Source organism: Sphingobacteriaceae bacterium GW460-11-11-14-LB5, from assembly GCA_002151545.1.
Classification (GTDB): Bacteria; Bacteroidota; Bacteroidia; order Sphingobacteriales; family Sphingobacteriaceae; genus Pedobacter.
Map to the genome: position 1 here is coordinate 2,186,015 of CP021237.1, position 26,105 is coordinate 2,212,119.

Annotated in this window: 25 protein-coding genes; 17 read left to right on the forward strand and 8 right to left on the reverse strand. The window is 36.2% G+C overall.

Features of this window, described 5'->3' with window-relative positions; all coding sequences use genetic code 11:
• Positions 1-30 precede the first annotated feature (30 nt).
• On the forward strand, positions 31-1,497 hold the full coding sequence (locus CA265_08725) for a glycosidase (GenBank protein ID ARS39725.1): 1,467 nt from the start codon (positions 31-33) through the stop codon (positions 1,495-1,497).
• A 204-nt stretch (positions 1,498-1,701) separates the two neighbouring features.
• Here CA265_08725 and CA265_08730 read toward each other — a convergent pair whose 3' ends face one another.
• On the reverse strand, positions 1,702-3,972 hold the full coding sequence (locus CA265_08730; GenBank protein ID ARS39726.1) for a glycosyl transferase: 2,271 nt from the start codon (positions 3,970-3,972) through the stop codon (positions 1,702-1,704).
• Between the two features lie 129 nt (positions 3,973-4,101).
• Here CA265_08730 and CA265_08735 point away from each other — a divergent pair, with 129 nt between their 5' ends.
• Positions 4,102-4,872 carry a Ku protein gene (locus CA265_08735; protein ID ARS39727.1) on the forward strand — a complete coding sequence of 257 codons (771 nt, stop codon included), beginning with the start codon at positions 4,102-4,104 and terminating at the stop codon, positions 4,870-4,872.
• An 85-nt stretch (positions 4,873-4,957) separates the two neighbouring features.
• Here the strand turns inward: CA265_08735 and CA265_08740 are convergent, their stop codons facing one another.
• Complete coding sequence (locus CA265_08740) at positions 4,958-6,076, reverse strand: lipase (protein ARS39728.1); 1,119 nt, start codon at positions 6,074-6,076, stop codon at positions 4,958-4,960.
• Positions 6,077-6,219: 143 nt separating this feature from the next.
• On the opposite strand from CA265_08740, the gene CA265_08745 reads away from it, so the two are divergent.
• Together CA265_08745 and CA265_08750 are read left to right on the forward strand one after the other, a co-directional pair.
• Complete coding sequence (locus CA265_08745; GenBank protein ARS39729.1) at positions 6,220-6,588, forward strand: STAS/SEC14 domain-containing protein; 369 nt, start codon at positions 6,220-6,222, stop codon at positions 6,586-6,588.
• Positions 6,589-6,783: 195 nt separating this feature from the next.
• Positions 6,784-7,590, forward strand: coding sequence for an Ion channel protein (locus CA265_08750; GenBank protein ID ARS39730.1), 807 nt, complete (start codon positions 6,784-6,786; stop codon positions 7,588-7,590).
• A 4-nt stretch (positions 7,591-7,594) separates the two neighbouring features.
• Here the strand turns inward: CA265_08750 and CA265_08755 are convergent, their stop codons facing one another.
• Entirely contained in the window at positions 7,595-7,963 is a 369-nt protein-coding gene (locus CA265_08755; GenBank protein ARS39731.1) for a response regulator, read from the reverse strand.
• A 143-nt stretch (positions 7,964-8,106) separates the two neighbouring features.
• On the opposite strand from CA265_08755, the gene CA265_08760 reads away from it, so the two are divergent.
• The 4 genes from CA265_08760 to CA265_08775 all read left to right on the forward strand — a co-directional run bounded on the left by CA265_08760 (position 8,107) and on the right by CA265_08775 (position 11,763).
• Positions 8,107-10,320 (forward strand): histidine kinase, encoded by a 2,214-nt coding sequence (locus tag CA265_08760; protein ID ARS39732.1) that lies wholly within the window; start codon positions 8,107-8,109, stop codon positions 10,318-10,320.
• A 1-nt stretch (position 10,321) separates the two neighbouring features.
• Complete coding sequence (locus CA265_08765; protein ID ARS39733.1) at positions 10,322-10,741, forward strand: response regulator; 420 nt, start codon at positions 10,322-10,324, stop codon at positions 10,739-10,741.
• 75 nt (positions 10,742-10,816) lie between these two features.
• Complete coding sequence (locus tag CA265_08770; protein ARS39734.1) at positions 10,817-11,401, forward strand: hypothetical protein; 585 nt, start codon at positions 10,817-10,819, stop codon at positions 11,399-11,401.
• 182 nt (positions 11,402-11,583) lie between these two features.
• Positions 11,584-11,763 (forward strand): histone H1, encoded by a 180-nt coding sequence (locus CA265_08775; protein ARS39735.1) that lies wholly within the window; start codon positions 11,584-11,586, stop codon positions 11,761-11,763.
• Positions 11,764-12,077: 314 nt separating this feature from the next.
• Here CA265_08775 and CA265_08780 read toward each other — a convergent pair whose 3' ends face one another.
• The 4 genes from CA265_08780 to CA265_08795 are packed head-to-tail and all read right to left on the reverse strand — an operon-like array spanning position 12,078 to position 16,657.
• Complete coding sequence (locus CA265_08780) at positions 12,078-13,163, reverse strand: hypothetical protein (protein ARS39736.1); 1,086 nt, start codon at positions 13,161-13,163, stop codon at positions 12,078-12,080.
• Positions 13,135-13,446, reverse strand: a complete 312-nt coding sequence (locus tag CA265_08785; protein ARS39737.1) for a hypothetical protein — start codon at positions 13,444-13,446, stop codon at positions 13,135-13,137. Before CA265_08785 ends, CA265_08780 begins: the two co-directional genes overlap by 29 nt.
• A gap of 37 nt (positions 13,447-13,483) precedes the next feature.
• A complete protein-coding gene (locus tag CA265_08790) occupies positions 13,484-14,569 on the reverse strand; it encodes a hypothetical protein (protein ARS39738.1) in 1,086 nt (361 codons plus the stop codon).
• 24 nt (positions 14,570-14,593) lie between these two features.
• On the reverse strand, positions 14,594-16,657 hold the full coding sequence (locus CA265_08795; protein ARS39739.1) for a TonB-dependent receptor: 2,064 nt from the start codon (positions 16,655-16,657) through the stop codon (positions 14,594-14,596).
• 189 nt (positions 16,658-16,846) lie between these two features.
• Between CA265_08795 and CA265_08800 the strand changes: the two genes are divergently transcribed.
• Positions 16,847-17,779, forward strand: coding sequence for a hypothetical protein (locus CA265_08800; protein ARS39740.1), 933 nt, complete (start codon positions 16,847-16,849; stop codon positions 17,777-17,779).
• A 21-nt stretch (positions 17,780-17,800) separates the two neighbouring features.
• Here CA265_08800 and CA265_08805 read toward each other — a convergent pair whose 3' ends face one another.
• A complete protein-coding gene (locus tag CA265_08805) occupies positions 17,801-18,817 on the reverse strand; it encodes a LacI family transcriptional regulator (GenBank protein ID ARS39741.1) in 1,017 nt (338 codons plus the stop codon).
• 563 nt (positions 18,818-19,380) lie between these two features.
• On the opposite strand from CA265_08805, the gene CA265_08810 reads away from it, so the two are divergent.
• The 8 genes from CA265_08810 (at position 19,381) to CA265_08845 (ending at position 26,051) form a co-directional block, all read left to right on the forward strand.
• Positions 19,381-20,475 carry an MBL fold metallo-hydrolase gene (locus tag CA265_08810; protein ARS39742.1) on the forward strand — a complete coding sequence of 365 codons (1,095 nt, stop codon included), beginning with the start codon at positions 19,381-19,383 and terminating at the stop codon, positions 20,473-20,475.
• 51 nt (positions 20,476-20,526) lie between these two features.
• Complete coding sequence (locus CA265_08815; protein ARS39743.1) at positions 20,527-20,889, forward strand: hypothetical protein; 363 nt, start codon at positions 20,527-20,529, stop codon at positions 20,887-20,889.
• Positions 20,890-20,942: 53 nt separating this feature from the next.
• The gene (locus CA265_08820; protein ID ARS39744.1) at positions 20,943-21,725 is read left to right on the forward strand and encodes a hypothetical protein; all 783 of its coding nucleotides are present in this window, start codon (positions 20,943-20,945) and stop codon (positions 21,723-21,725) included.
• A complete protein-coding gene (locus tag CA265_08825; protein ARS39745.1) occupies positions 21,725-22,654 on the forward strand; it encodes a tRNA (adenosine(37)-N6)-dimethylallyltransferase MiaA in 930 nt (309 codons plus the stop codon). Before CA265_08820 ends, CA265_08825 begins: the two co-directional genes overlap by 1 nt.
• A 119-nt stretch (positions 22,655-22,773) precedes the next feature.
• Positions 22,774-23,298: a hypothetical protein gene (locus CA265_08830; GenBank protein ID ARS39746.1), complete on the forward strand. Its 525-nt coding sequence runs from the start codon at positions 22,774-22,776 to the stop codon at positions 23,296-23,298.
• Between the two features lie 152 nt (positions 23,299-23,450).
• A complete protein-coding gene (locus tag CA265_08835) occupies positions 23,451-24,002 on the forward strand; it encodes a hypothetical protein (GenBank protein ARS39747.1) in 552 nt (183 codons plus the stop codon).
• A 95-nt stretch (positions 24,003-24,097) separates the two neighbouring features.
• On the forward strand, positions 24,098-24,628 hold the full coding sequence (locus CA265_08840; protein ID ARS39748.1) for a hypothetical protein: 531 nt from the start codon (positions 24,098-24,100) through the stop codon (positions 24,626-24,628).
• A 133-nt stretch (positions 24,629-24,761) separates the two neighbouring features.
• A complete protein-coding gene (locus CA265_08845) occupies positions 24,762-26,051 on the forward strand; it encodes a citrate (Si)-synthase (protein ID ARS39749.1) in 1,290 nt (429 codons plus the stop codon).
• The last annotated feature ends 54 nt before the right edge of the window (positions 26,052-26,105 follow it).

Consider the following 26,105-nt stretch of genomic DNA (forward strand, 5'->3'; position numbering starts at 1 on the left):
GTTAAAATTACTACCAAAACAGTTTAGATAATGAGATTATACATAGAACGTAAACCTGTTAAGGTTAACCCGGATACTAAAAGAGTTATTGCACGTTTTTTTTTTAACGGAGAGGAGAGAGCATTAGAAGTCATCAGGAAGGTTTTAGAGTTTTCAGATGAAAAAGTGTTTTCACTGATATCGCCCATCTTACAGGAATATTCGAAAAGGCATCGCAACATCACTAAAATTTTAACCCGTCACTGCAAAAAATTAAAAAAGCAGTTTATTGCCCTGGGTACTGAAATAGAAGATATTGATGAATACACCAAATTGCTAATTGGTGCCTATTTTACCCACGAATATTCTATTGAATCTGCCGCTTTTTTCAATCCGAGTATTGTAGACGACCCTGATCAGACCGATCTGGTTGAAGGGGAAAAACGGGTAATCATCAGTTTTAGGGCTGTTGGAGAAGGCCACATTTCTTCTATTGTTTTCCGTCGTGCTTTAATTGATAAAAATAACAATATTCAGGTTTTACCTGTTGGAAATTACGTTGATGAAGCTGAAGTGGTAAAAAATGCCATTTACGTGAAGAAACTATTCCTGAAAAAAGCAGCCTATGCGCAGATTGATCCTTCTGTATTGGAAGAAATTGAATCGAAACTGGATGATAAATTTGAATATACCAGCCTGAGTAATATCATTAAAGATTCTAAAAGTCTGCACAAAGAAAATCCCGCACGTTTAATTGAATACGATAAAGTGCTCTGGCTGTCAGACACTTACCATACCATTTCATTTTCTAAAGATACAGATATCTCTGACCGTGTAATTTTTCCGATTTCAGAATTTGAGCGTAAAGGGATTGAAGATGCACGTTTTGTTAAGTTTATTAAAGATGATGGCAAAGTATTATACTATGCAACCTATACCGCATTTGATGGTTCTTTGATTATTCCCAAACTGGTGCAAACCGAGGATTTCTACGAGTTTAAAGTGATTCCGCTATATGGTGATGGTGCTCAGAATAAAAACCTGGCCCTATTTCCGCGAAAAATTAAAGGGAAATATGTGATGATGAGCCGGATAGACGGCTGGAACAATTACCTGATGTTTTCTGATAAAGTGAATGTTTGGGAAAATCCAATCCTTTTAAAGCAACCGCGATATGATTGGGAATTGGTGCAGATTGGCAATTGCGGATCTCCGATTGAAACAGATAAAGGATGGATAGTAATTACACACGGTGTTGGCCCCATGCGCAGGTACTGTATTGGTGTAAGTTTATTGGATCTTGAAAACCCGAGCATAGAAATTGGCCATTTAAAAGAACCATTAATTATTCCGAATAATGATGAACGCGAAGGTTATGTACCCAATGTGGTATATTCCTGCGGTTCGATTATCAGCAATGGTGAATTGATTATTCCCTATGGCTTATCTGATTACAGTTCTTCGTTTGCGACGGTAAACCTCGAATTGTTACTGGCTAAATTACTGGAGAATAATTAAGATATAGCTTTCATCAGGCTAAATCATAAGTTGTAATTCCACCCGAAAGCTGTCACTACTACTTGTTGAGCATCTTACTGGTCATCAAAACCCTGAAACAGATCAGGGTAAACGATCATTTTAACTCAATTTGTACAAGAAAATAACACAAAAGGCTGATTCATTTCTGAACCCGCCTTTTTTATTTCAGAGACAATTAAATATCTAGCTACACTTATCTGCCTCCACTAAAGGAGAAGACAAGGTTTCGTATTCTGCTTCTGCAGCCTTTAATATGGCCAAATGAGAGATGAAATAAGCTAAGGTACTTTCAGCCCCCTGGTTTCTATTCACACTGTTGAACTGTAATCCATCTGCACAACCATGGGTTTCAAAATCGTATAAGGGAATATGCAGACTGTTTTTCCCTAAAAACCACTCATAACTGATATGCATTAAATTTAAGTATTTATCATCTTTGGTCACCTCGAAAGTTTTGGCATAAAGTAACACCATGGCCATTGTTTCTATAGCCTGCTGGTCATATATCGGATTTTTACCATGTTTTTTCATCCATCCCGCATTTCCAACAGGATTTAGGTATCCATTTTCGAAAGAAAAGCTATTCAAAAACGCAATACTTTCCATTGCAATTTTATAGGATGTCGCATTGCCGGTAACTTCGTAATGATGAAGCAGAGCCAAAGGAAGGATTGCGTTATCGTAGGTCAGAATATCTTCAAACCAATGCCAGTCGCCATCTTTATTATCTTTATACGATGCCATTAATGAATTGGCCAGCATATTGATTTCTTTTGTGATTAACTCATCACCAGGATGGGCACACAGGTAATAAGACAGCCCAATAATGGTATTTGCTTTTCCACGGAGATATTTTAATTCTTTAAAATGGGGAATCGAATGTGAAAATAATTCCCTGCCGAATTCACGGTAAGAATTATTAGGTGCACTGCAAACTAAATAACCCAATGACCAAATGGTACGGCCAAAAGAATCTTCAGAGCCTACCTCATCCAGATAATTGCGGTTAAAACTCAGGAAATTCCTGAAATTTCCGTCATCCGTTTGCATATATTGAATGAAACTGAGGTAAACAGGCATGAATTTTAAAGCTTTAGGGTTTTTATCCTGCTCTATGGCCATTAATGCCATAATTAATGCCCTTGCATTATCATCGATGCAATAGCCTTCTTTTAAATTTGGAATGCCAAAACGGGCATGCTGTATAATTCCGGTATCATCTGTTAATAACGAAATATGATTTAAGTTAAGCGCTGGCATCCCTTCTACATCAATGATAGGAGGCGTAACTCTTTCAGGTCTTTTTCCATCAGCCAGAGCCTCATTTAATGCGTTAAGGTAAACACTTCCAATGGCTGGCCAGCGAAGGTTTAAGCCATATTCGTATGCATTTTGCTTCAGTTTTTGATATTTATCTTGATCGCTTAATAGTTCATTAACAATCTTTGCCAGCTGTACATCATTTTTAAAATCGAATAATTTGCCTCTGTTATCTGCTAATAACTCCTGAGCGTGCCAGTATGGCGTAGAAACCACTGCAGCACCTGCACCAATAGCGTATGATAAAGTACCACTGGTTATCTGGGCTTCATTTAAATATGGTGTGATGTATAAATAACAGGCCGTTAAATATTGATGTAATTCTTCTTCGGAAACAAATTTATTAACGAAAGCAATATTATTCTCGACGCCTAAATCTTTTGCCAATGCTTTCAAACTATCGCGATATTCTTCACCATTGTGTTTCACCACGCCAGGATGGGTATTCCCCAAAATCACATATAAAACATCAGGATGTTGCGCTACGATTTCGGGTAAAGCTTTAATCACCGTTTCTAAACCTTTATTCCGGCTAATTAAACCAAAAGTAAACAGTACCTTTCTATTGGCAAAAAGCTCACTTTGCGCAATTTCGTTATTTGGTATAGGTTCCAGATCCGGAACACCATGTTCTATTAATTTGATTGAAGCCTTAGGGATTTGATAAATACTGGTCAAAAACAAGACTGCCTTTTTACTCATGACCACTATTTTAGAAGATTTAACGGCAATCTCCTTAATAATGGTTTGCTGCATAAAATTCGGCTCTTTTAAAACCGTATGCAAAATGGTAATGAATGGCTTTTTTAGTCGGTTGATTAAGGATAATAAAAACACCCCACTGTTACCACCATATATACCAAACTCATGCTCAATGATACAAGTATCTACATCGCTGTTATTGATAAAATCAGCAGCTTCGATATAGTCCTGTTGATTTTGCTGGCGTATCACAAATTTTACTTCGCTCGGGTAATCGTGTTCATTAACATCATCTGATTCATTTAATGCAACAACAAAGCTTTTCTCTGAATGATAAGCAGGATTTAAACTTAGGGCATTCACTAAGTTCTGATTAAAAGTAGCTAAACCGCATTCGCGAGGAGGATAGGTTGAAATATAGGCTATTTTCATAAGTATTTCAAGTAGGTTGATACTTAAATAACATTATATTATCTAAATAGTTTGTGATTTCCTCAAAATACGCTTAATAAAGCCAAAACAATCTGATTTGGCCACTTGTTAGTAAGTAAATATTTAGCTATGAGATCAATATGGAAAGGTTCGATTGGATTTGGTTTGGTAAATATCCCGGTGAAGTTATTCTCGGGCGTCCAGAATAGTAACCTTGATTTAGATATGCTCGACGAACGTGATCATGCGAAGATTAAATTTCTAAGGGTAAATGAAAATACACATAAGGAAGTACCTTACGAGAAGATTGTTAAAGGCTATTTTTTAAAAGACAGTTATGTTGTTTTAGACAAACACGATTTTGAAGAGGCCGCTCCTGAAAAAACTAAAATTATTGAGTTAGAGAATTTTGTTGATATAAAAGATATTAATCCTATTTATTACGAAACTTCTTATTATACCGAACCCGAAAAGCAGGGCAAAAAAGCGTATGGATTATTGCTAAAGGCTTTAGAAAAATCGGGCAAGGCCGGTGTGGCCAGGTTTGTATTAAGAAATACAGAAAATTTATGTGTAATCCACCCGATGGAACATGTGATTGTAATTACTAAAATCAGGTTCCAGGAGGAAATCAGAAGCTTATCAGAAATTAATAAGGTGGATGATATTACCATCACCAAAAAGGAAATGGATGTGGGTTTAGCATTGATTAAACAATACAGCTCCAAATTCGACTTGAGCGCTTTTAAAGATGATTACAGTACTGAATTATTGAAGATAATCAAAGCGAAATCTAAAGGAAAACGCGCCACAGTGAAAAAGATGAAACCACAAAAAGCTTCAAGCGACGATTTATATGAGCAATTGATGCAGAGTTTGGGCTCGAAGAAAGGGGCGTAGTTAGTTTGGCGTTGTTGAAACCGCTTAACGCTAAGCGCTATACAAGAAGTTCATTGGAGTGTTAATCACTCCAATGAACTTCTTTCTATTTAAAAGCAGCTTTCAATTGATCTGCTGCATAAGCCTGTGCCGCTTTTGCTTCCGGAATAACGATAGCCATACCAAAAAATTCGTGTGTTACGCCCTCATAGTTTTTAAGATCGACCCTTACCCCGGCAGCCTTAAGTTTATCAGCCAGCATGATACCATCATCGTTTAAAGGGTCTATTTCTGCGGTAATAATCGTCGTAGGTGGAAGTCCTTTTAAATTGGCATTAACCAATGATATTTTAGGATCCTGTGCTTCAATCATGGTGTTCAGGTACTGATTAGTAAACCATCCCATCATCGCTTTGTTTAGCGGTTTTGCTTTTTCATACATTTTGTAAGATTCTGTATTCATGTCTGCCTGCGCAATAGGATAAACCAAAACCTCGTGCACAGGAAGCATGATGTGTTTGTCTCTAGCCATTATAGATACATTTGCCGCTAAATTTCCGCCTGCACTTTCGCCAACCACTGCAATCTTCGCTGGATCGGCTTTTAATTCTACCGCATTTTTAATCGCCCATTCGTAAGCAGTAAAAGCATCATTATGCGCCGTAGGGAACTTATTTTCGGGTGCTAAACGATAAGCTACAGAAACCACAACAGCACCAACCTGCTCGGCCAAAGCCTGTGCCGATGCGTTATAAACATCTAAATTGGCTATAACAAAACCACCACCATGGTAATAAACAATGAGCGGATAGGGACCATTTCCTGCTTTTGGCGTATAAATACGCAAATGAATTTTGCCTCCGCTTGCATCAATATCTTTACCTATGGTATCGACCTGAGCAACTGGTATGGGAATATTGTTTTGTTTTACCAAATCCATTACCGCATCCGTTGGTGTATGATTTTTACGCGCATCAGTCGCATTTAAAGTTTCTAAAGGTTTATCTCCATAACTACTTAATTTTTCCATTACCGCCTGCATTTCCGGCTTTATTGTTTTTCCCCATTCGGGAGCTGGTCCGGCAGGTTTTAACCCTGCTGTTAATGTTGAATCGGTTATGGTCGAATCAGTTGTTGTCGTCGTTTTTGTTCCTCCCGTACAAGCAGAGAGCGAAACTGCCACCCCGAAAATGAGTGTACTAAACTTTATTGAGTTGGTTTTCATAGCGATATTTTATTGTTTTTATTAAACATGTTTCTATAACAGTATCAATCAGATAGTGTTTTCATCGCCTCACAACTTTTTAGAATTTACTTAAATAGCAAACATCTTGGCGAATTAGTGTGTTCTTAAATAAACGAAATTTTATGCTAACAGAAATAACAGGATTACCGGATCATATTTTTGGGGTAAGGGCTACAGGAGAGGTGACTAGCGAAGATGTAAAGAGCGTTTTGTTAACCGGTTTAAAAAGAACCGCCGAACGATTTAAAGAAATCAGGTATCTGCTTGTTTTAGAAACTGATGTGAAAAACTTTACAGCAGGCGCATGGGTACAGGATGTTAAAGCCGGTTTACAAAATTTTACCAAATGGAAAAAAATTGCCGTAGTAAGTGCCGAAAAAGGAGTGGAGTGGTTTACTGATGTTTTTACAGTAGCTACACCCGGTAAATCTAAAGGCTTTAAACCAGAAGAAATAGAAGAAGCCAAAGCCTGGTTAAATGCCGAAGACTAATTATTAAACAACAGCTCATGAAAAATTCTAAAACAGCGGAAGAAAGTAGCAAGGCTACCGCACCGAAAAATGCAAAAGCTAAAGGCGCTGATGATCAAGTAACATCAGCCAAAGATGCAAAGAAAGTAAGTGTAAGTAAAGATGCACTTGTGAAACATAAAAAGCCGTAATCAGTAGAAGATATTCCTTAGTTTTATGAAGATTGATGCCAGTAATATTGACCATTTTTATGATAAAGCCTACGATTGGATAATTGATAAAGGACCGTCTGTAATTTTAGGCATAGCGCTGCTTATTTTAGGACTATGGCTAATTAAGTTATTAGGAAAGTGGATGCAGGGAGGTATGCACCGCAAAGATGTAAATCCATCACTGCGGCCATTTCTAACCAGTTTAATGCTGATAACCTTAAGAATTTTGTTGGTGCTTACCGTGATGCAGATTATTGGCATTCAACTTACTTTTTTAACCGTATTAATTGGTGGTATTGGGGTTGCTGCAGGCTTAGCTTTATCAGGGACACTGCAAAATTTTGCCAGTGGTGTATTGATTTTACTGCTGAAACCTTTTGTGGTAGGCGATAATATTATTGCCCAAAATCAGGAGGGAACCGTAACATCGATCCAGATATTTTATACCATTGTTAAAACTTTCGATAATCGAACGGTAGTTATTCCAAATGGCAAATTATCAAACGAAGTAATTATCAATATCAGCAGAGAAGGCAGCAGGAGATTAGATTTTGAAATGAAATTTAGTTATGGCATCGATTATGAAAAGATTGTAACGGTTTTCAATAAAACGGTCGATGAATTTAAAGATTGCCTCAAAACACCGGAAAGGAGAATTGGAGTGTCTGCTTTAGAGGATAGTGGATTTAAAGTAAGCTTAAATGTTTGGGTTAAAGCACATGGTTTTACCGATACTAAACTTTCTTTTTTAGAAGTACTGATGAAAAACCTAAAACTTGGAGGAATAAAATTACCTGGTATGGCCGATTAAAAATCTATTTTCTCAGCAATGCATAAATCTTATCCATTAGTTCGTCGATGTTAAAAGGCTTAGACATAAAATCATCTGCTTCTATTCCGTCTAATGTATAATTGTTTGCATTATAACGGGCAGAAATCATTAAAACGGGAATATGCTGTGTCGTCGCGGTATCTTTAAGTTCTTTTAAAAGTACCCTTCCATCAGCGTCAGGGAGCATAATATCCATGATAATCACATCCGGATTGAATTGATGAACATGGTTAATAAAATCAGCACCTTTGTTTAATCCATCCACATTAAAAGCTTCGCTTTCTAAAATAAGGGTTATAACATCTAAGATTGCGTGGTTATCTTCAATAACCAAAATATTTTTCTTTGCCAAAGTTGGGATGATTTTAAAAATTCAAACAAATATATAATAAAAAACAAATCTCAAATCCGAATTTAGCAAATTAGAGTCATTCTAAAAATAGGCTTAAAATTTGTTAATTCGTGAAATAAAATACGCTGCAATATCAAATACATATGACTAAATTTTCTGTAGACTTAACCAATTGCGATAAAGAGCCCATTCATATTCCTGGTAAGATTCAATCTCATGGCTTTCTGGTAGCAGTTGATAAGAATAGCCTATCCATTACCTACATTAGTGAAAATGCAGGAGTTTTTTTGGCAGCGCAAGCCACAAGCTTATTAAACAAACCACTTCCGGTTTTAAATCATTTTATTAAACAACAAGATCCGGCTTTTAATATCGAAGACCTGCTTAAACTGGGTATTATCCGGAAAAGCTTTGATGCCATTAGCCCACATCCTGTTGAAATTAACGGCCTTCCTTTTTATTTGATTATTTCTTCATCAAAAAGCGACTGGTTAATAGAATTTGAACCCGTAACCTTACAATTCGATATTCAAAGTTCCATTGGTCGTTCTGCGTCATCTATGCTTCAGGGGAAAAATGTTTCAGCATTATTAAAAGGTGCTGCCCTGGAAGTAAAAAAGCTAATCAATTACGACCGGATTATGATCTATAAATTTTTAGATGATGGTCATGGCGAAGTGGTAGCAGAAGAGAAGGAAGCCGATTTAGAACCATTTTTTGGATTACATTACCCGGCATCGGATATTCCTAAACAGGCGAGAGAACTTTATAAATTAAATTTAACCAGGCTAATTGCCAATGTAAATGTGCCAGATTCGCCAATTCTTACTTTTAAAGAAAACGAGGCACTCGATTTAACTAATGGCAGTTTACGAGCGGTATCACCCATACATATTCAATACCTGAAAAATATGGGTGTGCATTCGAGTTTCAGCATATCCCTCATCTCTCATGGCGAATTATGGGGTTTAATTGCCTGCCATAACTATAGCCCTAAATTTATAGATTATAAAGCCAGAGAAGGCGCTAAGTTAATCGGGCAGATTCTTTCTTCAGCATTAGAATATCGCCAGGAAGAAGAAGATGCAGAGGTTATTGAACAATTTAAAAGCACGGCTAATGTTCTGGTCGAACATTTAAACCGTGATAAGTATTTAGTTGAGGCCATAACCGGCCACAAAAGAACCATTTTAGATGCAACCAAAGCTTCGGGTGTGGCCATCATTTTCGAAAATGAACTTAAAACCATTGGAAATGTGCCATCAGAAGAAGAAATACTGGAACTTTCCGAATGGTTGAAAACCACCAATGATGAATCGATATATTATACGCATCGATTATCTGAAATCCATTCTCCGGCTAAAAAATACAAGTCAATTGCCTCTGGAATTCTTTCCTGTATATTAAATAAAGAACTGGGCGAAATGATTATCTGGTTTAAACCCGAAATCATTACTACTGTAAATTGGGCCGGAAACCCCGAAAAACCGGTAGTTCCTTCTGAAAATGGCTTGCTAAACCTATCTCCTCGGAAATCATTCGAAATCTGGTCGCAGGTAGTTAATAACACTTCAGAAAAGTGGATGGCTGAAGAAATCGCCTCAGTTTTAAGAATACGTGAAATTATTATTGCCGATATTAATAAAAAGGCTAATGAAATCAGACTGCTTAACGAAAAACTGCAGGCTGCTTATGAAGAACTGGATACGTTTAGCTATACCATTTCGCACGATTTAAGGACTCCGTTAACCTCGATCAAAACTTATGCAGAGCTTATGCTTAAGAATAAGAGTATTGATGAAAATGGCCGAAAAATGCTAAGCAGGATTTTAACAGGCGCGGATAAAATGAATTTCTTAATAAAAGAGATCCTAAATTTAGCAAGAGTGGGGCGTTCTGAAATAAATTTTGAAACAGTTGAGGTAGAATCTTTGTTAAAAGAAATAAAGAGCGAAGTGTGGTCGGCCTTTAAAGCAGATCATACCGAGTTGGTTTTAGGTCAACTACCTAATATAAAAGGAGATAAAACCATGATCAGTCAGGTTTTTACCAACCTGATTGGTAATGCAGTAAAATACTCGGCCATGGTAGATAAACCTAAAATTGAGGTTTCTGCGTATATAGATGGAGGAGAAATTATCTACGCAGTTAAAGATAATGGGATAGGAATTGACAACCGTTATTACGACCGGGTTTTTGAACTTTTTAAACGGATGGATAATGTTAAGGATATAGAAGGCACAGGAGTGGGCTTAGCAATTGTAAAAAGGGTTGTAGAAAAACACAGTGGCAGGGTTTGGTTTGAAAGTAAGTTAAATGTAGGATCAACTTTTTTTGTAGCTTTTAAAAACAGATAAAATGAAAACACCAGATATATTTTATGTAGAGGATGATGTAGACTATGCATTTTTTATGCAAAGTGCATTACAAGAGGTTAAGGATACCTTGAATTTAACTATAGTTGAAGATGGGACAGAAGCATTACAAAAACTTCAGAAGTTTGCTGAAAGTAAAACCAAGCCTAAATTAATTCTGCTTGATTTGAATTTGCCGGGCTTGTCTGGGCTCGACCTGTTAAAATTCATCAGGGATATTCCTTATCTGAAAACGATACCAGTAATCTTGTTTTCTACATCTGATAATCCTGACGATGTTAAGGCATCAATAGAATTTGGCGCCAATGCTTACCTAACCAAACCTGATGGTTATGAAAACCTGGTTAAATGCGTACATTCTGTACACGATTTCTGGTTTAACCAACACCTAAGGTTAAATTAAAATACTATAAAATAATAGGAAGAGATTCGGGTATTAAATCCGAATCTTTTCTTTTTAATAATTAAATTTCCTTTTATGATTGCCAATTTATTGAGAACTGAAACTGCAGAAAACCATAAAACATTAGAATCTTTAATGTTTGTTAATGAGATTATGAACAATTCTTTAAGCGTTGATCAGTATAAAAAGCTGTTAACCATTAATTATATTATTCACCAGAAATTAGAGAATACGCTTGCGAATAGGTTAGATGCAAATATTGCTGAGCAACTGGAAATGAAGGACAGGTTAAAGCTCGCGGCATTAGAACAAGACTTAAATTATTGGAATATAGATAGTTTAACATTACCGGGTTTAGATTTTGAATTGTTTGTTCCAGAAAAAAATACTGCTGAAGTTTTAGGCGCACTTTATGTGTTAGAGGGGGCTACATTGGGCGGAAACGTAATTAAAAGGCATATTTTAGCCAATCCCAATTTTAAAGATCACGAAGATGGCTTAAATTATTACGGCGTTTATGGCGAAGAACTGAGTGCAAAATGGAAAAAATTTGTCTCCATAATAAACCAGGTGGTTGCTGAGGTGGATTATAATCGCTGTATAAATAGCGCCAACTTAACCTTCAATAACCTGATCAACTTATCTAAACAACTCAATTAAGTTGCCGGATTTTGATCGTAAAATCTGAAAAAATACCTCTATAATAGTGCCAGGGCATTTTTTTGATTGTGTAAATGTGCAAAACTTCTTTCAAATAAATATTTGCTTTCTGTTGTTAATTCAAGGTAAATATGTATTATTGAAAAAATAAATTTTTTAAACCTTAAAAACATCAATTAGCGATGGAAAAATTCTCAAAAGTTAAAGCTGCTGTTGCTGCTATTGAAGCAGATGTAGAAAAATTTTATAATGCTGGCAATGCAGCTGCTGGTACTCGTGTGCGTAAAGCAATGCAAGATCTTAAAGTTTTAGCACAAGAAATCCGTGCAGAAGTAACTGACAAGAAAAACTCTGGAAAATAATATTTCGCGAGTAAGAAACAAAAAGGGTTCTGGTATGCCAGGGCCCTTTTTGCGTTTATGGATGTTAGCCAGTCTTACGAAGTTTAGGGCGCTTTGTTGCTGAGCTTCATTAAGTCTCAGGAAGCAGCGCAATCGTCGCCCTGCACTTGTTTCAGGGTCTTAATGAGGTATCATATAGATACTGAAATAAATTCAGCCTGACGCCAATAAACGCATTATCCCTATAAAAGATAAAGCTCCCCATCGCGGAGAGCCTTTATCCAACTAACAAAACATATTTTTTATTTATTATCCTATCAGAAATAAACGATAATTTATTTCCAAGTAGGTGTAACAGTCAAATTACTACCAGCATTAGAAGTTAAACCTGCTGCTACAATTGTATCTATATAGGGAATGAAAAACTCATAGTCACTATTTATCGGAGTATTTTGTGGATCTTCTGCTCCAAAAATTAATGCTCTAAATCTAATATTGGGATCCGGATGATCTAGAATTATCTTTATCTTATTACCTATCAGCAGTCCATTGCTATCAAATACTTCCGTTTTGGTTACGGTATATGTATTTGGTGTTGCTGTTGGACTTGGCGGAACTATAATTTCATTACTATAGCTACGAGCTCCCGATCTCGTAATTATGACCCTCCTGTAGGTTCCACCGTTAGTATTTGCCATTATGCCAGTAATATATCCACCATTTACTTCATTACCTGAGATAATATAACCATTTGTTAATGCTGTTTCGAAAATTCCACTGGCATTTTTAATTTCATATGATTCACTATAATATTCATTTGGAGTTATATTGGGTTTTGAACCAACAGTACTAGGGTAGTTTACACCGTTATTATAAAGACTAATTATGTTATTTGTAATTGTAACAACAACTGGTGGAGGTACTATGTAAATACTATATCGAACTGAAGAGTAACTTACACGATTTATATTTTGGTTGTCTGTAAATTCAAATCTGATAACTAATTTACCATTACTCTTAGCTGCTGGCAGTGAAGCCTCTATGTCTTTTAAAGTGGCAAAGTCATCCTTATAATTTGAAGATGTTATACTTGTTTCTTTTAGTAAAACACTGGAAGGGTCATCTGGAATATTGGAATCACTACTTTGGTTCTCAGTATAATATAACGATATCTTACAGTTACCTGAAACAAATCCACCAGAAGAGGCTACAACTCTTTTTGTAACAATTGTAAATTTAAATGGAGTAGCGACGGCAGCATTAGGTACCTTAAGCGCATTACTGCTTTGGAGATAATCATGTCCTATTTGAAACGTTTGCAAAGTAATCTGTGCTTTTGATGTTAGCGCTAACACTATGAAAGCTAACACAAAAAAAATCTGCTTTTTCATTTTACTTTTCATAATTAGCTTTGTATTCATTTGCACTTTCGTGTTCCGATTGCGCATCGGCCAAACTTTTGTGGAACCATCCGTAAACAACAAATTCTTGTTTTTTTTCATCAAATACAATTTGATCCTTTGGAGCGCCTGTGGTTACAGATAGATATTGAAGAAGTTTAGAAAATTCATTTTCAGAGAGTTTTGTTGTCTGAATAACAGGTTCAATTTTCGTTTCATCCTTTTTGCATCCTGCAAAAGCTATGCTGATTAATAAGGCAGCGGTTCCCACTTGTTTAATGGGCAATTTTAATTTAGATTTCATAGATAGATTATTATTTATTATTTAACTTATTTTCATTTTATCCCTTTTTTATCAGTTTATATTCGATTACGGGTTTACCACGTGTACCTGCATCTCCAGCACCCATTGAAATAAATTTCAATTTATATACATTACCAGCTGTATCTTTAATCAAATAAAAAACCTTTGTGTTAACACCAGTAGCAGGTTGTGTACTTCTCCATCCTGAACCAATTGCATCCCTATTCGTTAAGAATGTTTCTCCAGCAATGTTTGATTCAGAAAATGACGCATAAGTTTTTGTATCTGTAATCGTAACAATTGCAGCAGATGTGCCTCCTAAATTATTAATGAAAACTAAATCAGAAAATGCATATGGTAAATAAATTGTATTACCGTTTACATCTTTTGATGTTGTCCAATACATGCTATAGCCCCAAACAAGATCCCAACTCGCTTTAGCAGGTTCAGCAGTAACAGCTGCTCCATTTACTAAGGAAGCAAATTGAAAATTAGCATCAGTATTTTTAGTAATATCTAATGTTTTAAAAGTAGTTTCAGCTATTTTAGCATATTGTAAAGTGTAGCCGGTGGTGCCTATTCTAATTACTCTGATTTTATAAAGTTCTTCATTAGCTAATACTGTTCCTGATCCACCTTTTCTGTTAATAATGTAAACTTTATTTTCAGCCTCAGTTGCAGATATAGCTGCAATAGCAGTTCTATTAGTGATATTTGCCTCTCTAGCATCATCAACTAACGTTAAATTGCCCTGACCTTGACCAACTTTTAACGCGTTTGGATCAAAATCAGCACTCGTTACAGAATTTAAATCTGTTTTATCCTTTAATAGTAAAGCCGAAGCACCGTTGGTTGAATTTAAGATTACTTTAAAATCCGCACCAGAATAAAATCCTAAATCCCAGCTATCTCTTGCCAGTGAAGTTTGTTTATCTGTACTAAAATCTACATAAACACTATTTCCTGCAGCACTTCCAGCTTCAGCAGCAATTAGTCCATTTAATGTTAAAGTACTTCCATCAGATGGTGGAACTACAACAATAGGTTCGTCTGTATTTTTTTTACAGGCTGTAAATGTTACTGCTAAAAAAGCAACAGCAATTATTGAGTTAAATTTATTCATGTTATTGTGATTATATTGTTTTTATTAGAGTTTATACCAGTTATAACTTAGTCCTAATACGTAAGATCGACCATAACTATAAGCCACAGCTGCCCCACCTGTACTGTGTGCGCCAGCATTGGCGGTTGAACTATTGGTGAGTTGTGTAACATTAAATAGATTTTTAATCCCCGCATTAATGTCTAAAGATTTGAACAGATTTTTGTTTAGCATTAAATCAGCTGTATGAAAATCGCCAATCTTTACCAGTACTGCAGTATTGTTGGTGGCAAGCTGATAACTAGGTAAACTGCCCGTATACTTGTAAAAAAAGCTAATGCTTCCATTTACATTCGGAAAAGTATAGGTAATGTTCGAATTTACCTCTGTAGCCCAGGCAAATTCTGGAGCTGTTATATCTTTGTCTTCGAGAAGATCATTATACCGTCCGATATACGACAACCCAAGCGTAGCCTGAAGATTTTTAAAGATTAATATGTTTTCTAAAGTTCCACCAGTTGTTTTGTATTTTGATACATTTATGGGTGTAGTGATCGATGTGTTTGCAGGAGAAATACCAAACTCGATACGATTTTTAAATAAATTGTAAAAACCTGATAGGGTAGAGCGAAATTGAAAATCCTTTCCTTGTATGCCTGCCCAAGCCAAGGAAGCATTAAAACTGTTAGATTCTTCAGCCTTTAAATTTGGATTACCAAATATGGTATGGCTGGCATCTACAAAATCATAAAACAATTCTCTAAGTGCGGGGGAGCGGAAACCTCTGGCGTAGGCCAAGCGAAAATCCAAATCTTTAGTCAAAGTAAATTTAGTATTTAAAGAAGGAATAACAGGAGGGGCATCGTAAACCGAATTTTTGATAAATCTTAATCCTGGTCTAATGTTTATACCTGCTGAGAGTTTTATTTCAGCAGAAAGAAAGGCGGCATAATCATTAATTACAGGCGATCCGCTAATCCTTTGTCCACTGGCTGCATCTCTATTATACTCAATACCAGGTTGGAAAGAAACAAATTGGTTTAGGATATAAATTGCCGTAGCCCTGAATATTGTAGAATTGAATTTAGCTACATCCTGTTCACCTAGGCCTGGTGAAAGTTCCTCAGTATTATTACTAAAATCATGAATAACCGTTCTGGTGGCTCGATCAAGTTTTGTAAAACCGGCAATGGCAGATAGTTGCAGTTTATTGCTAAATTTATATTCCGATTGAAGCTGTTGGGCATATCTGTGTGTAGTGTAGGTTTGTAATATTCCCTTGTAATTGTTTGGATTTAGTCCGTTCCTTACAAAAATATCCTCTTTTAATCCATCCAAACGGTACCAGATATTAAAATTATTATTTCGATAGCCTATTTTGGTATTGCCTAAAAATTGTTCTTTGGGTTTCCAGCGAGATAGAATACTATTAACTTCAGCTATGGTGGCTGTTTTACTTGCTAAATTCCAGCCACCAAACTCGTTATGCGATGCACCAAGCAACACACTCCAGCCTTTTTTCTGCCAGCTAACGCTTAAGTTCTGGTTATGCTGACCTGCGCCATTGAGTAAGTTATACTCATTCCCAGCTGTTTCTTCCTGTACACGTGCATTAACACTTAACAATTGCTTTCCTGGATTTTTGGTTATGATATTAATTACCCCTGCAAGTGCATCGGTGCCATACACAACAGACATCGGACCTTCAACAATTTCTACCCTTTCAATGGTGTTAATGTCAATTTGATTTAAACTTTCGCGGGCATCAGATCGGTCAACCATCGGTACACCATCCAGTAAAATTTTAATATTTCGGCCTGTCATTCCCATTAAAGAAACATCGGTTGTGCCTAAGGTTAAATCGTTGCTAAAGCGAAAACCGAGTTCGGTATTCAAAACTTGCTGCACATTGGTTGCTGCTCTTAACTTAATCCGCGCTGCACTTATTGTTTTTACATTGTATACCGAATTCCGCAAAGTTTGCGGTCCATATTGCCCTGTAATCACCACATCTTTTAAATCATTTGCCTTTGTAGTATCAACTTTAATTTCTTGAGCCACAGTAACAAATCCACAAAGCGATAAGGCAATTGATAAATATATCTTCATTTATTTAGACTAATTATAAATAATTGTGCAAATTTGTAGATAATCACAAAAAGCAGATAACGTTAAACGGATAATTAATACCGTAAAACGGATTAAATGAATATGGGACCATCATGATTTTCCGATCACAGTATTAGGATGTATGAAATCATGATAGCCTTATCACATTTTAAGAAACAGTATAAATAGATGGAAATTAAACTCTCAACCTGTCCAAAAGGAGATATTATTTATAAAAATACCTATCCTGATAACTTTGATAGCTTTAAGGATATAGATGAGACGACTGTAGCGTTGGAAAGAAATGATGTAAAATACCACATAAAGGAGCAGTGGTTTAGAGGAATCCACATTAGCCTTATTGAGGTCCATCCTCATCAGGAAGAAAATTTTCACTTTGAATCTTCTCAGCCACATATTGGCTTTCTGTTTTGTCTGAGCGGTTCAGTCAATTATGGTTATGATCAACAAGATGATTTTTTATCACTGAATAAAGAGGAGCAGGATTTTAATATAGGAAGTGTTAATGCAATCAGATTTAATATAACAGCGAAAACCAGGTTCCTTTATATACAACTCACTGAACAATATTTTTTTCAGGTCACAGGTGGAAAGTCTACTATGGATACCAAAACTGCCATCCAAAAACCCATTAGCACTGAAATCGGCTTGATACTGCAGCAAATTATTTACCCTAAGCACGAGGGGAGGATAAAGCGCCTGTTTCTGGAAGCCCGGATATTTGAATTGATTATTGCCTATTTTAATCAAAAACCGGAAAAACAGACCCTCATTTTAAAAAAGGAAGATGTAGAAAAAATTCTCCTGGCCAAACAGTTGGTCGAGTACGATTTACAGCATCCGAATTCGTTAATGGAGCTGTCGCGCAAGGTTGGTATTAACGATTATAAGCTTAAAAGAGGTTTTAAGGAATTAATAGGTCATACTGTATTTGGTTATCTCTATAAAATCAGGATGGAAAAGGCCCATTATTTTCTTTCTAAGGAAAAGAAAACGGTTAATGAGGTTGCTTTTCTTGTCGGTTATAAAAACGCACAACATTTTATCACTGCTTTTAAAAAACAGTACCATATTTTACCGGGAAGTTTAAACAAAAGCTAGAAATTTAGCGCAAACGTTTGTTTATTCTTTTACCTCGTTCACAATCAAATCAGACTCTACAATGGTGTTGTAATACGCCTGGTTCTCAGAATTAGGGCTATGAATAAGGTCTAACAGAATATTTGCGGCTTTTTGTCCCTGTAAATAGGGGTATTGCTCTACTGAAGCTACAGGCGAATTATCCAGGTAGCTGATAATCGGCAGATTTGCATAACTCACCACGTCAAAATCATTGATTACATTCAGTTTTTTGAAATATTTAATCAGGAAAAGCGCGACATAATCGTTAAAGGCTACAATTGCGGTAGGTTTACGCTTATGATTTAGAAATTGCTCAGCAGCGTCGATAGTGCCTTCCTCAGTTAAATCACAGTTCACCACCAGCGATGGATCAAATTTTAAGCGGTTAAAAGTAATGGCCTGCATATAGCCATCTTTACGTTCCTCACTCGCATATAAAGTACTTGGGCCATTAATCATGCCAATGCTTCTGTGTCCTTTTTTCAAAAGATAGTTCACAGCCTTAACGGTTGCACTCTCCAGGCTGCAAGCTACATAATGTACGTTTTTAAAAGGAGGAATCCGATCAAAAAATACGACAGGTATATTGAATGAATTGAGTTTCTCGAAATGATCAAACTTTGAAGTGTCTTTACTGATGGATACCAATAAACCATCAACGCGTTGATTTTTCATTTTTTCAACGAGCTTTACTTCCTGCTCATAGTTATCGTGCGACTGGGCAAAAATAACTGTATAGTTTTTTTTAATGGCTTCGTCTTCAATTGCAGAAATGGCTATGGAGAAAAAGTGTTCTGATAGTTCAGGTAAAATTACGCCAATAGTATATGTTTTTCCTTTTTGAAAAAGAATTGCCGCATTATTAGGCTCATAGTTTAGAGACTTTGCCAGCTGCTTAATTTTCTCCCTCGTTACCGCTCCAATGCTCGGATGATCGTGCAATCCCCTGGAAACACTGGATGGAGAAATGTTTAAGATTCTGGCTATTTCTTTGATGGTTGTTGGTTTCGACTGCATTCTGAGTGCTAAACTACATTAAATTTCTTCAATATGTAATAATACAAAATTAATCAAACGTTTGCGTTGTTTTTTTTCCTCATTTCTTTTCTCTGCTATATAAATATCAATACTTTCGGAAAAACTAATGACGCTGCGTTCTAAAAAATAATAATAGAAAAATTATACATAGAAAGCAATTTTAACCCCTTAAAAAACAAAATTGATATACAATCATAAAGGCACACCCCAATGATTAACACAAGTACCCCTCAATTTGGAGGGGTATTTAAACAAAAAGACGAGAAGTGTTCGTACCACTCCTCGCCAAATTGGGTTATTTTCCTGCAAGCAGGCACAAAAGTTATCTAAGCTATATGTTTAACCCTTCTCCAAAGGTATAAAATTTACGCATGTTACAAATAACGCAGTGTACATTCTAATTATTTTAAATTTTCATAACAATGCCTCCAGCTACCTGAGGTATTGTTATAAGGGGTTAGAAGTAATCCATACGTCATATATACAATTCAGGCTTCATTTTTAAAATCATATTCCTACTTTGGTTATTATTAATTTTATAAATGATAGCTGTATACATTTTACTTTTTATCGTAATCGCCTTTCTGATTATAACAAACCTTCCGGTTTTTGGCCGTTTGCCAAAGGGATTACGACTGGAAAAAATCCACCACCTCGCTAATTATCGTGATGGTGCCTTACAAAATCAGTCGATAACCTTAATGCAACCTGAGGGTGTTAGCTTTTTTAAGGTTCTAAACGCATTTCTTTTCGAAAAACATCCTAATAAGGCTCCAGATAAAACACTTCCTTTTATTTTACCTAACTTAAACGGAAAGGCTAAAAGCGATGTTCCTGAAATTATCTGGTTTGGACACTCATCTTACCTGATCAAAGTACAAGGCTTAAGAATTCTGGTCGATCCTGTTTTTAGCAAAACGCCATCTCCATTTTCATTTATCGGCAGTAAAGCTTTTTTGGGCACAGATGTGGTTAAAGCGGAAGAATTTAAAGATATCGATATCCTGGTTATCACACACGATCATTACGATCACCTGGATTATAATAGTATTTTAAAAATTGCACCACAGGTTAAATCTATTGTTACTTCACTGGGCGTGGGATCACACCTGGAAAGATGGGGAATTAAGACAGAAAAAATCAATGAACTTGGCTGGAATGAATCGCTAACATTGTTTGACAGCCTGCAGTTAACAGCTGTTCCTGCCAGACATTTTACCGGGAGGAAGTTTAAAAGGAATCAAACCCTTTGGTCGGCATTTGTACTGAAAACTGCAAATTATAAACTATTTCTGGGAGGCGATTCTGGTTACGATGCACACTTTGCCAAAATAGGTGAGGAGTTTGGCCCTTTCGATTTAGCCCTGCTCGAATGCGGGCAATACAATGCCTATTGGCCGTACATTCATATGTTCCCGGAAGAAACCGTGCAGGCCGCTATCGATTTAAAAGCAAAAGTTTTAATGCCCGTGCATTGGGGCAAATTTAGCCTGGCCATGCACCCCTGGAACGAACCCATTAAAAGAGTGGTTTTAGCTGCAGCAGCAAAGCAGCTTCCTTTGGTTACCCCAAAATTGGGTGAAACCATCATTTTAGATGAATATTTGCCTACAGAAAACTGGTGGCTTGAAGAATAAAACTAAACAATAATGGTATTGTAGTGTTTAATTCTAAAATCAAATACCATTATGAAAACTGATCTTGTTGAAATTTTTCAGACCATTAGAGCTGGAATGCAGCCTTACGCTACTCGTGGATATACGGTACACGAAAATTCGGAGAACGGCTATGATCTTTACAGCGAAAAAAATATAGCAATAAACGGCGAAAAAGTAACTGAGCGCTTTTTTACAGGCGTTTACATTAATGGGGATATCGTAGAAGTTAAAATCAATACTGATGAATTTTCTACAACAAATCATAATTTAAGTGATTTTGGTCAAAATAAGGCAGGTTTGCAAATTTCTGCTCTTGATGATTCTAAATTAAAAGAAGTTGAAACTTTAGTCGAAATTATCCATACTAACTTTAAAGAAAAAGAGTGGATTTAACAATCTGATGGTTAAATTTGCAGCTGATAACTTTTCTAATAACCTTCTGCTGATTGAATAATTTAACTTCTAATGGTAACTGGCATCATCAATTATGTATAGCGCTGGCTCATCACAAAATTGAGTGTTTTTTTTCTTTCGAAGATCAATTTCGATTATTACAGATCGATCATCAATTAGTCGTTCACCTGGTAGATTTAAACAATCAATTCAGCCCGCAAGATCTTCTAAAGCTTCAGGAAAAACATCACCACGAAGGCATTAAACTTATTCATCTTTGGGAAGACCTCTGGCAATCAAAACCAGATCAGGTTTTAGCGAGAATAAAATCTTTGCTTGGCCAAAACATCCGTATTCACGGGAGAAAAACCAAAGTATCTAAAATTACCAAACCAGTTTCCGATTCTTTTTTAATTGAAAATCATTTGCAGGGATCAGTCAGTAGCCGCTATAAAATTGGTTTATTTGAAAAGAATGAACTCGTGGCTGTTGCTACTTTTTCGGCACTGCGCAAAATGAACCATACCGAAAATTACAGATCGGCAGAATTGATCAGGTTTGCTGTTAAAGCTGGTTATTCTATTACAGGAGGATTAAGTAAACTGATTTCCTTTTTCGCGGAAACCTATAAACCCAATGACCTGATGACTTACGCAGATCGCGATTGGTCGGCAGGTGGAGCTTATATCAAATTAGGTTTTAAGCAAACAGCAATGCTGGAACCTCAGGTTTATGTTCTGGATGGAAATCTAAATCGTCAGCTTAAAAAAGACCATCAGGTTTTAGCAACCGAGGTGTTTAATACAGGAAGTTTAAAGTTTATTCTCAAGTTCTAATGGATCAGCACAATCTCATCATCATTTTAGGTGCAACGGCATCAGGCAAAACGAAACTGGCGGTAAGCGTAGCGGAAGCTTTAAATGGAGAAATTATCAGTGCTGATAGCCGCCAGATATTTAAACGCATGGATATCGGTACCGGCAAAGATTTGCAGGAATACCATATTAACGGCAAAACCATTCCTTATCATTTAATCGATATTTTAGAACCTGGCGAACGTTATCACGTAGACGCTTTTAAAAACGATTTCTACCAGGCCTTTGCATCTATAACAGCAAAAGGCAAAATCCCCATCCTTTGTGGCGGAACTGGAATGTACATCCATAGCCTTTTGCAAAATCAAACTTTTACGGCTATTCCCGTAAATCAACAATTAAGAGATCAGTTAAATCTATTATCTAAAGAAGAGTTGATTTCAAAAATGCATGGTGATAAAAGCCAGAACAGCGATCATGTCGATCTTTCCTCAAAAAAGAGATTAATCCGTGCATTGGAAATAGCAGATTATTTGAAGCATAATAAGCTGGAAACTGTAGAGCGGCCCAAAATTAAACCCATTATTTTTGGCCTTAAGAATGAAGTAGAAGTAACCAGGGCTAAAATTCTATCGAGACTGGATGAAAGATTTAAAGCTGGTTTAATTGATGAGGTAGCGCAATTGCTAAAGGATGGTATTAGTAAAGAAATATTGGTTTTCTACGGACTGGAATATAAATTCATCGTTAATTACCTCGATGGCCTATTCACTTTTGAAGAATTAAGGCTAAAGCTCGGCATTGCTATTTGCCAATATGCCAAACGGCAAAATACATTTTTAAGGAAAATGGAAAAGGACAGTGTTGAGATCATCTGGCTTGATGCATCAGCACCGGTAAACCATTTACAACAGCTAATTCTCCAAAAAGTTTCAGTTATCCAAAATTAACTTTTATTGGTCATCAAAACGTTTGATTCTAGCTAAAATAGCATCAAAAACGCCCTTTTGGCACAACCTTTGTGTTTGTTGAAACATATTAGTTTAACTCAAAAACAATAACCTTAAAAATGAAAACAATTACTAAAATTATTGCTACTTCAGCAGCTGTCGTGGCACTTTTCTTTTCTACAAATGCTAACGCGCAATCTTCTCAAAAATTAGGAATAGGAATTATTGGTGGTATACCTACTAGTGACGGATACAATGTAGCACTTGGTGCAGATTTACGTTATCAGTTTGATATCGATAAACAATTATCAATCCCAGTAACTGCTGGTTATACCCGTTTCCTGGCTAAAGATATTACTGTAGGTAATGTGACTTATGATGGAGTAGACTTTGGATATATTCCTGTAAAAGCTGGTGTGAAATACTTTTTTGATGCATCAGGTTCTGGAATTTATGGTTTAGCAGAACTGGGTGCTGGTTTCGGTACAAACGAAGGTAGCAAAACTTCTTTTGTGTATTCACCAGCTGTTGGTTACGCCTGGAGTAATGGTTTAGATTTAGGCCTGAAATATGAAGGTTTAGCTCAGAATGGAACTAGCACAGGATATGTTGGTTTACGTTTAGCATACGGATTTAGCCTGTAAGGTTAATCAGAGATGATATTGAAAGCCCCGACCACTTGGTCGGGGCTTTTTTATTTCACAACATTCTGAAAAAAATGAAAATTTAAAAATCTACCATTGATATTTTAACGTATATAAACTAAACCCTTAATTAATAACTTAAAATATCTAAAATGAAAACAATTACTAAACTTTTTGCAACGACATTAACGGCCCTTGCAATTTTAACCACTTCAAATTTAAAGGCACAAACAATGGGTTCTACCGAACCAATGTCATCAGGAAGCGGTATGGCATTTAAAATCGGCGTAGGTGTAAACGGTGGAATATTTCCAGACCGTTCGGAAATGGATTATGGATATGGCGCCGATGTAAAACTTCAGTATGATTTAAGTCCATTCGTAGCCGTAACAGCTTCTGGCGGTTATACCCGTTTAAAATGGAAAGGTAGTCCGCTTAAATTCGAATTTATTCCATTATTAGGTGGTGTCCGGGTATTCCCGATTGAAAGGATGTACCTTGCTACTGAACTTGGTTCAGGTTTGGCCATAAAAGAAGGTGCGAATATGAATTTTATCTATACCGGAGGTTTAGGTTATGAATGGAAAAACGGTCTCGATCTTGGTGTAAAATACGAAGGTTATGTAAACAATAGCGCTTCTGATCTTTACTTCATGAAAACCGGACAATTTAACCTGAGGTTAGCTTATAATTTTAAATTATAATTAAAACATCATATAATTTAAAGTCCCGATGAAAATCGGGACTTTTTTATTTATTTACCTTTTTATTTGCTATTTTGAGCCGAAAACCAAATACAATGAAAAGAATATTCGGAATAGCAATTCTCACCACATTGATGGCCTGTAATCAGGCTGATCAAAAAACATCAGAAGCAAAAGACTCCATCAAAACTGATTCTGCATCGGTTAAAAATGAGATTTCGATAAAAGACGAAAAGAAGCTGGCCATATTTACACAATATGTAGATTTAAAAAATGCGCTGGTCAAATCTGATGCCGGAAGTGCACAAAAATCTGCTGCTGTATTAAAAAATAGTTTAGCTGCCTACGAAGGCTGCGAACCTACCGCCGATATTGCCGGAAAAATTGCAGAGAGCAGTAATCTGGTTTCACAAAGAAAAGATTTTACCGTTTTAAGTGCTGATTTAATTGCTTTACTTAAAAATGCAGAAATAGAAAAAGGCACCATCTATGTTCAACATTGCCCAATGGCTAACAAAGGAAACGGAGGTGATTGGTTATCAACCGAAAAGGAAATTAAAAACCCTTATTATGGTAACGAAATGTTAGCATGCGGTAGGGTTGCTGAAGAGATTAAAGCAAAATAGGTCTTCAAACCTGGTTTAATTAAGCATGATTGTTACGTCATTTTGACCAATTATTCATATTAATTTAACAGATTTGTTATGCATGTATATTAATTTTATATAATTTAGAAAGCTATAAACACAATACAATAATATGTCAGATATTGCAGAGATAAAAGTTGATGGTAAGACAGTAGAATTGCCAGTAATTACAGGAACAGAAGATGAAAAGGCCATTGATATTTCGAAATTAAGAGATCTTACGGGCTTCGTAACTTTAGATACTGGTTTTAAAAATACTGGTTCTACAAAAAGTAAAATCACTTTTTTAGATGGTGAAAAAGGCATTTTAAAATACAGGGGATATTCTATTGAAGAGCTTGCCGCAAAATCGAGTTTTTTAGAAGTAATTTATCTGATTATTTATGGTGATCTTCCAACGCAAGCTCAATTAGAAGGATTGCAAGCCGAGATCAGCAAGCATACACTCATTCATGAGGATATGAAGAAATTTTTTGATGGTTACCCATCAAGATCTCATCCAATGGGCCAGTTAGGTTCCCTGATCTTCTCATTGTCTACATTCTACCCTGAGTGCTTAAAACCAAATCAAACCGCAGAAGAACAAGATTTAACCATCATTAAACTTTTGGCTAAATTCCCAACCATTGTTTCTTTCGTTTATAAAAAATCATTAGGTCATCCACTTATTTATCCAAAAAATAAATACGATTATGTAACCAATTTTCTTTGGATGACTTTTGGACAACGTACAGAAGATTACGATGTAAATCCGATTGTTGTTAATGCCATGAATAAACTGCTTATTCTGCATGCAGATCACGAGCAAAACTGTTCAGCATCTACCGTTCGTATAGTAGGTTCGTCTGACTGTAATTTATATGCTTCAATTGCTGCTGGTATCGCTGCACTTTGGGGGCCGCTACATGGTGGTGCTAACCAGGCAGTAATCGATATGCTGGAGCTAATTAAAGCAGATGGTGGTGATACTGAAAAGTGGATTGCAAAAGCGAAAGACAAAAACGATCCATTCCGCATGATGGGTTTTGGTCACCGTGTTTACAAAAACTTCGATCCAAGAGCGAAAATCATTAAAAAAGCATGTGATGATATCTTAGAGAACTTAGGCATTGATGATCCGATTTTAGAAATTGCCAAGAAACTAGAAGAAGCAGCTTTAACTGATCAATATTTCATCGATCGTAAGTTATATCCAAATGTAGATTTCTATTCAGGTATTATTTACCGCGCATTAGGCTTCCCATCTGAAATGTTTACGGTTCTGTTTGCATTAGGCCGTTTACCTGGATGGATTGCACAATGGAAAGAAATGCACGAAAACAAAGAACCGATAGGTCGTCCACGCCAGATTTATGTAGGCGAAACCGATAGAGAATTTGTTGAGCTTAAAGACAGAAAATAATTTCACTAAACATAAAAAAAACCACTCGATAGTATCGGGTGGTTTTTTTATGGG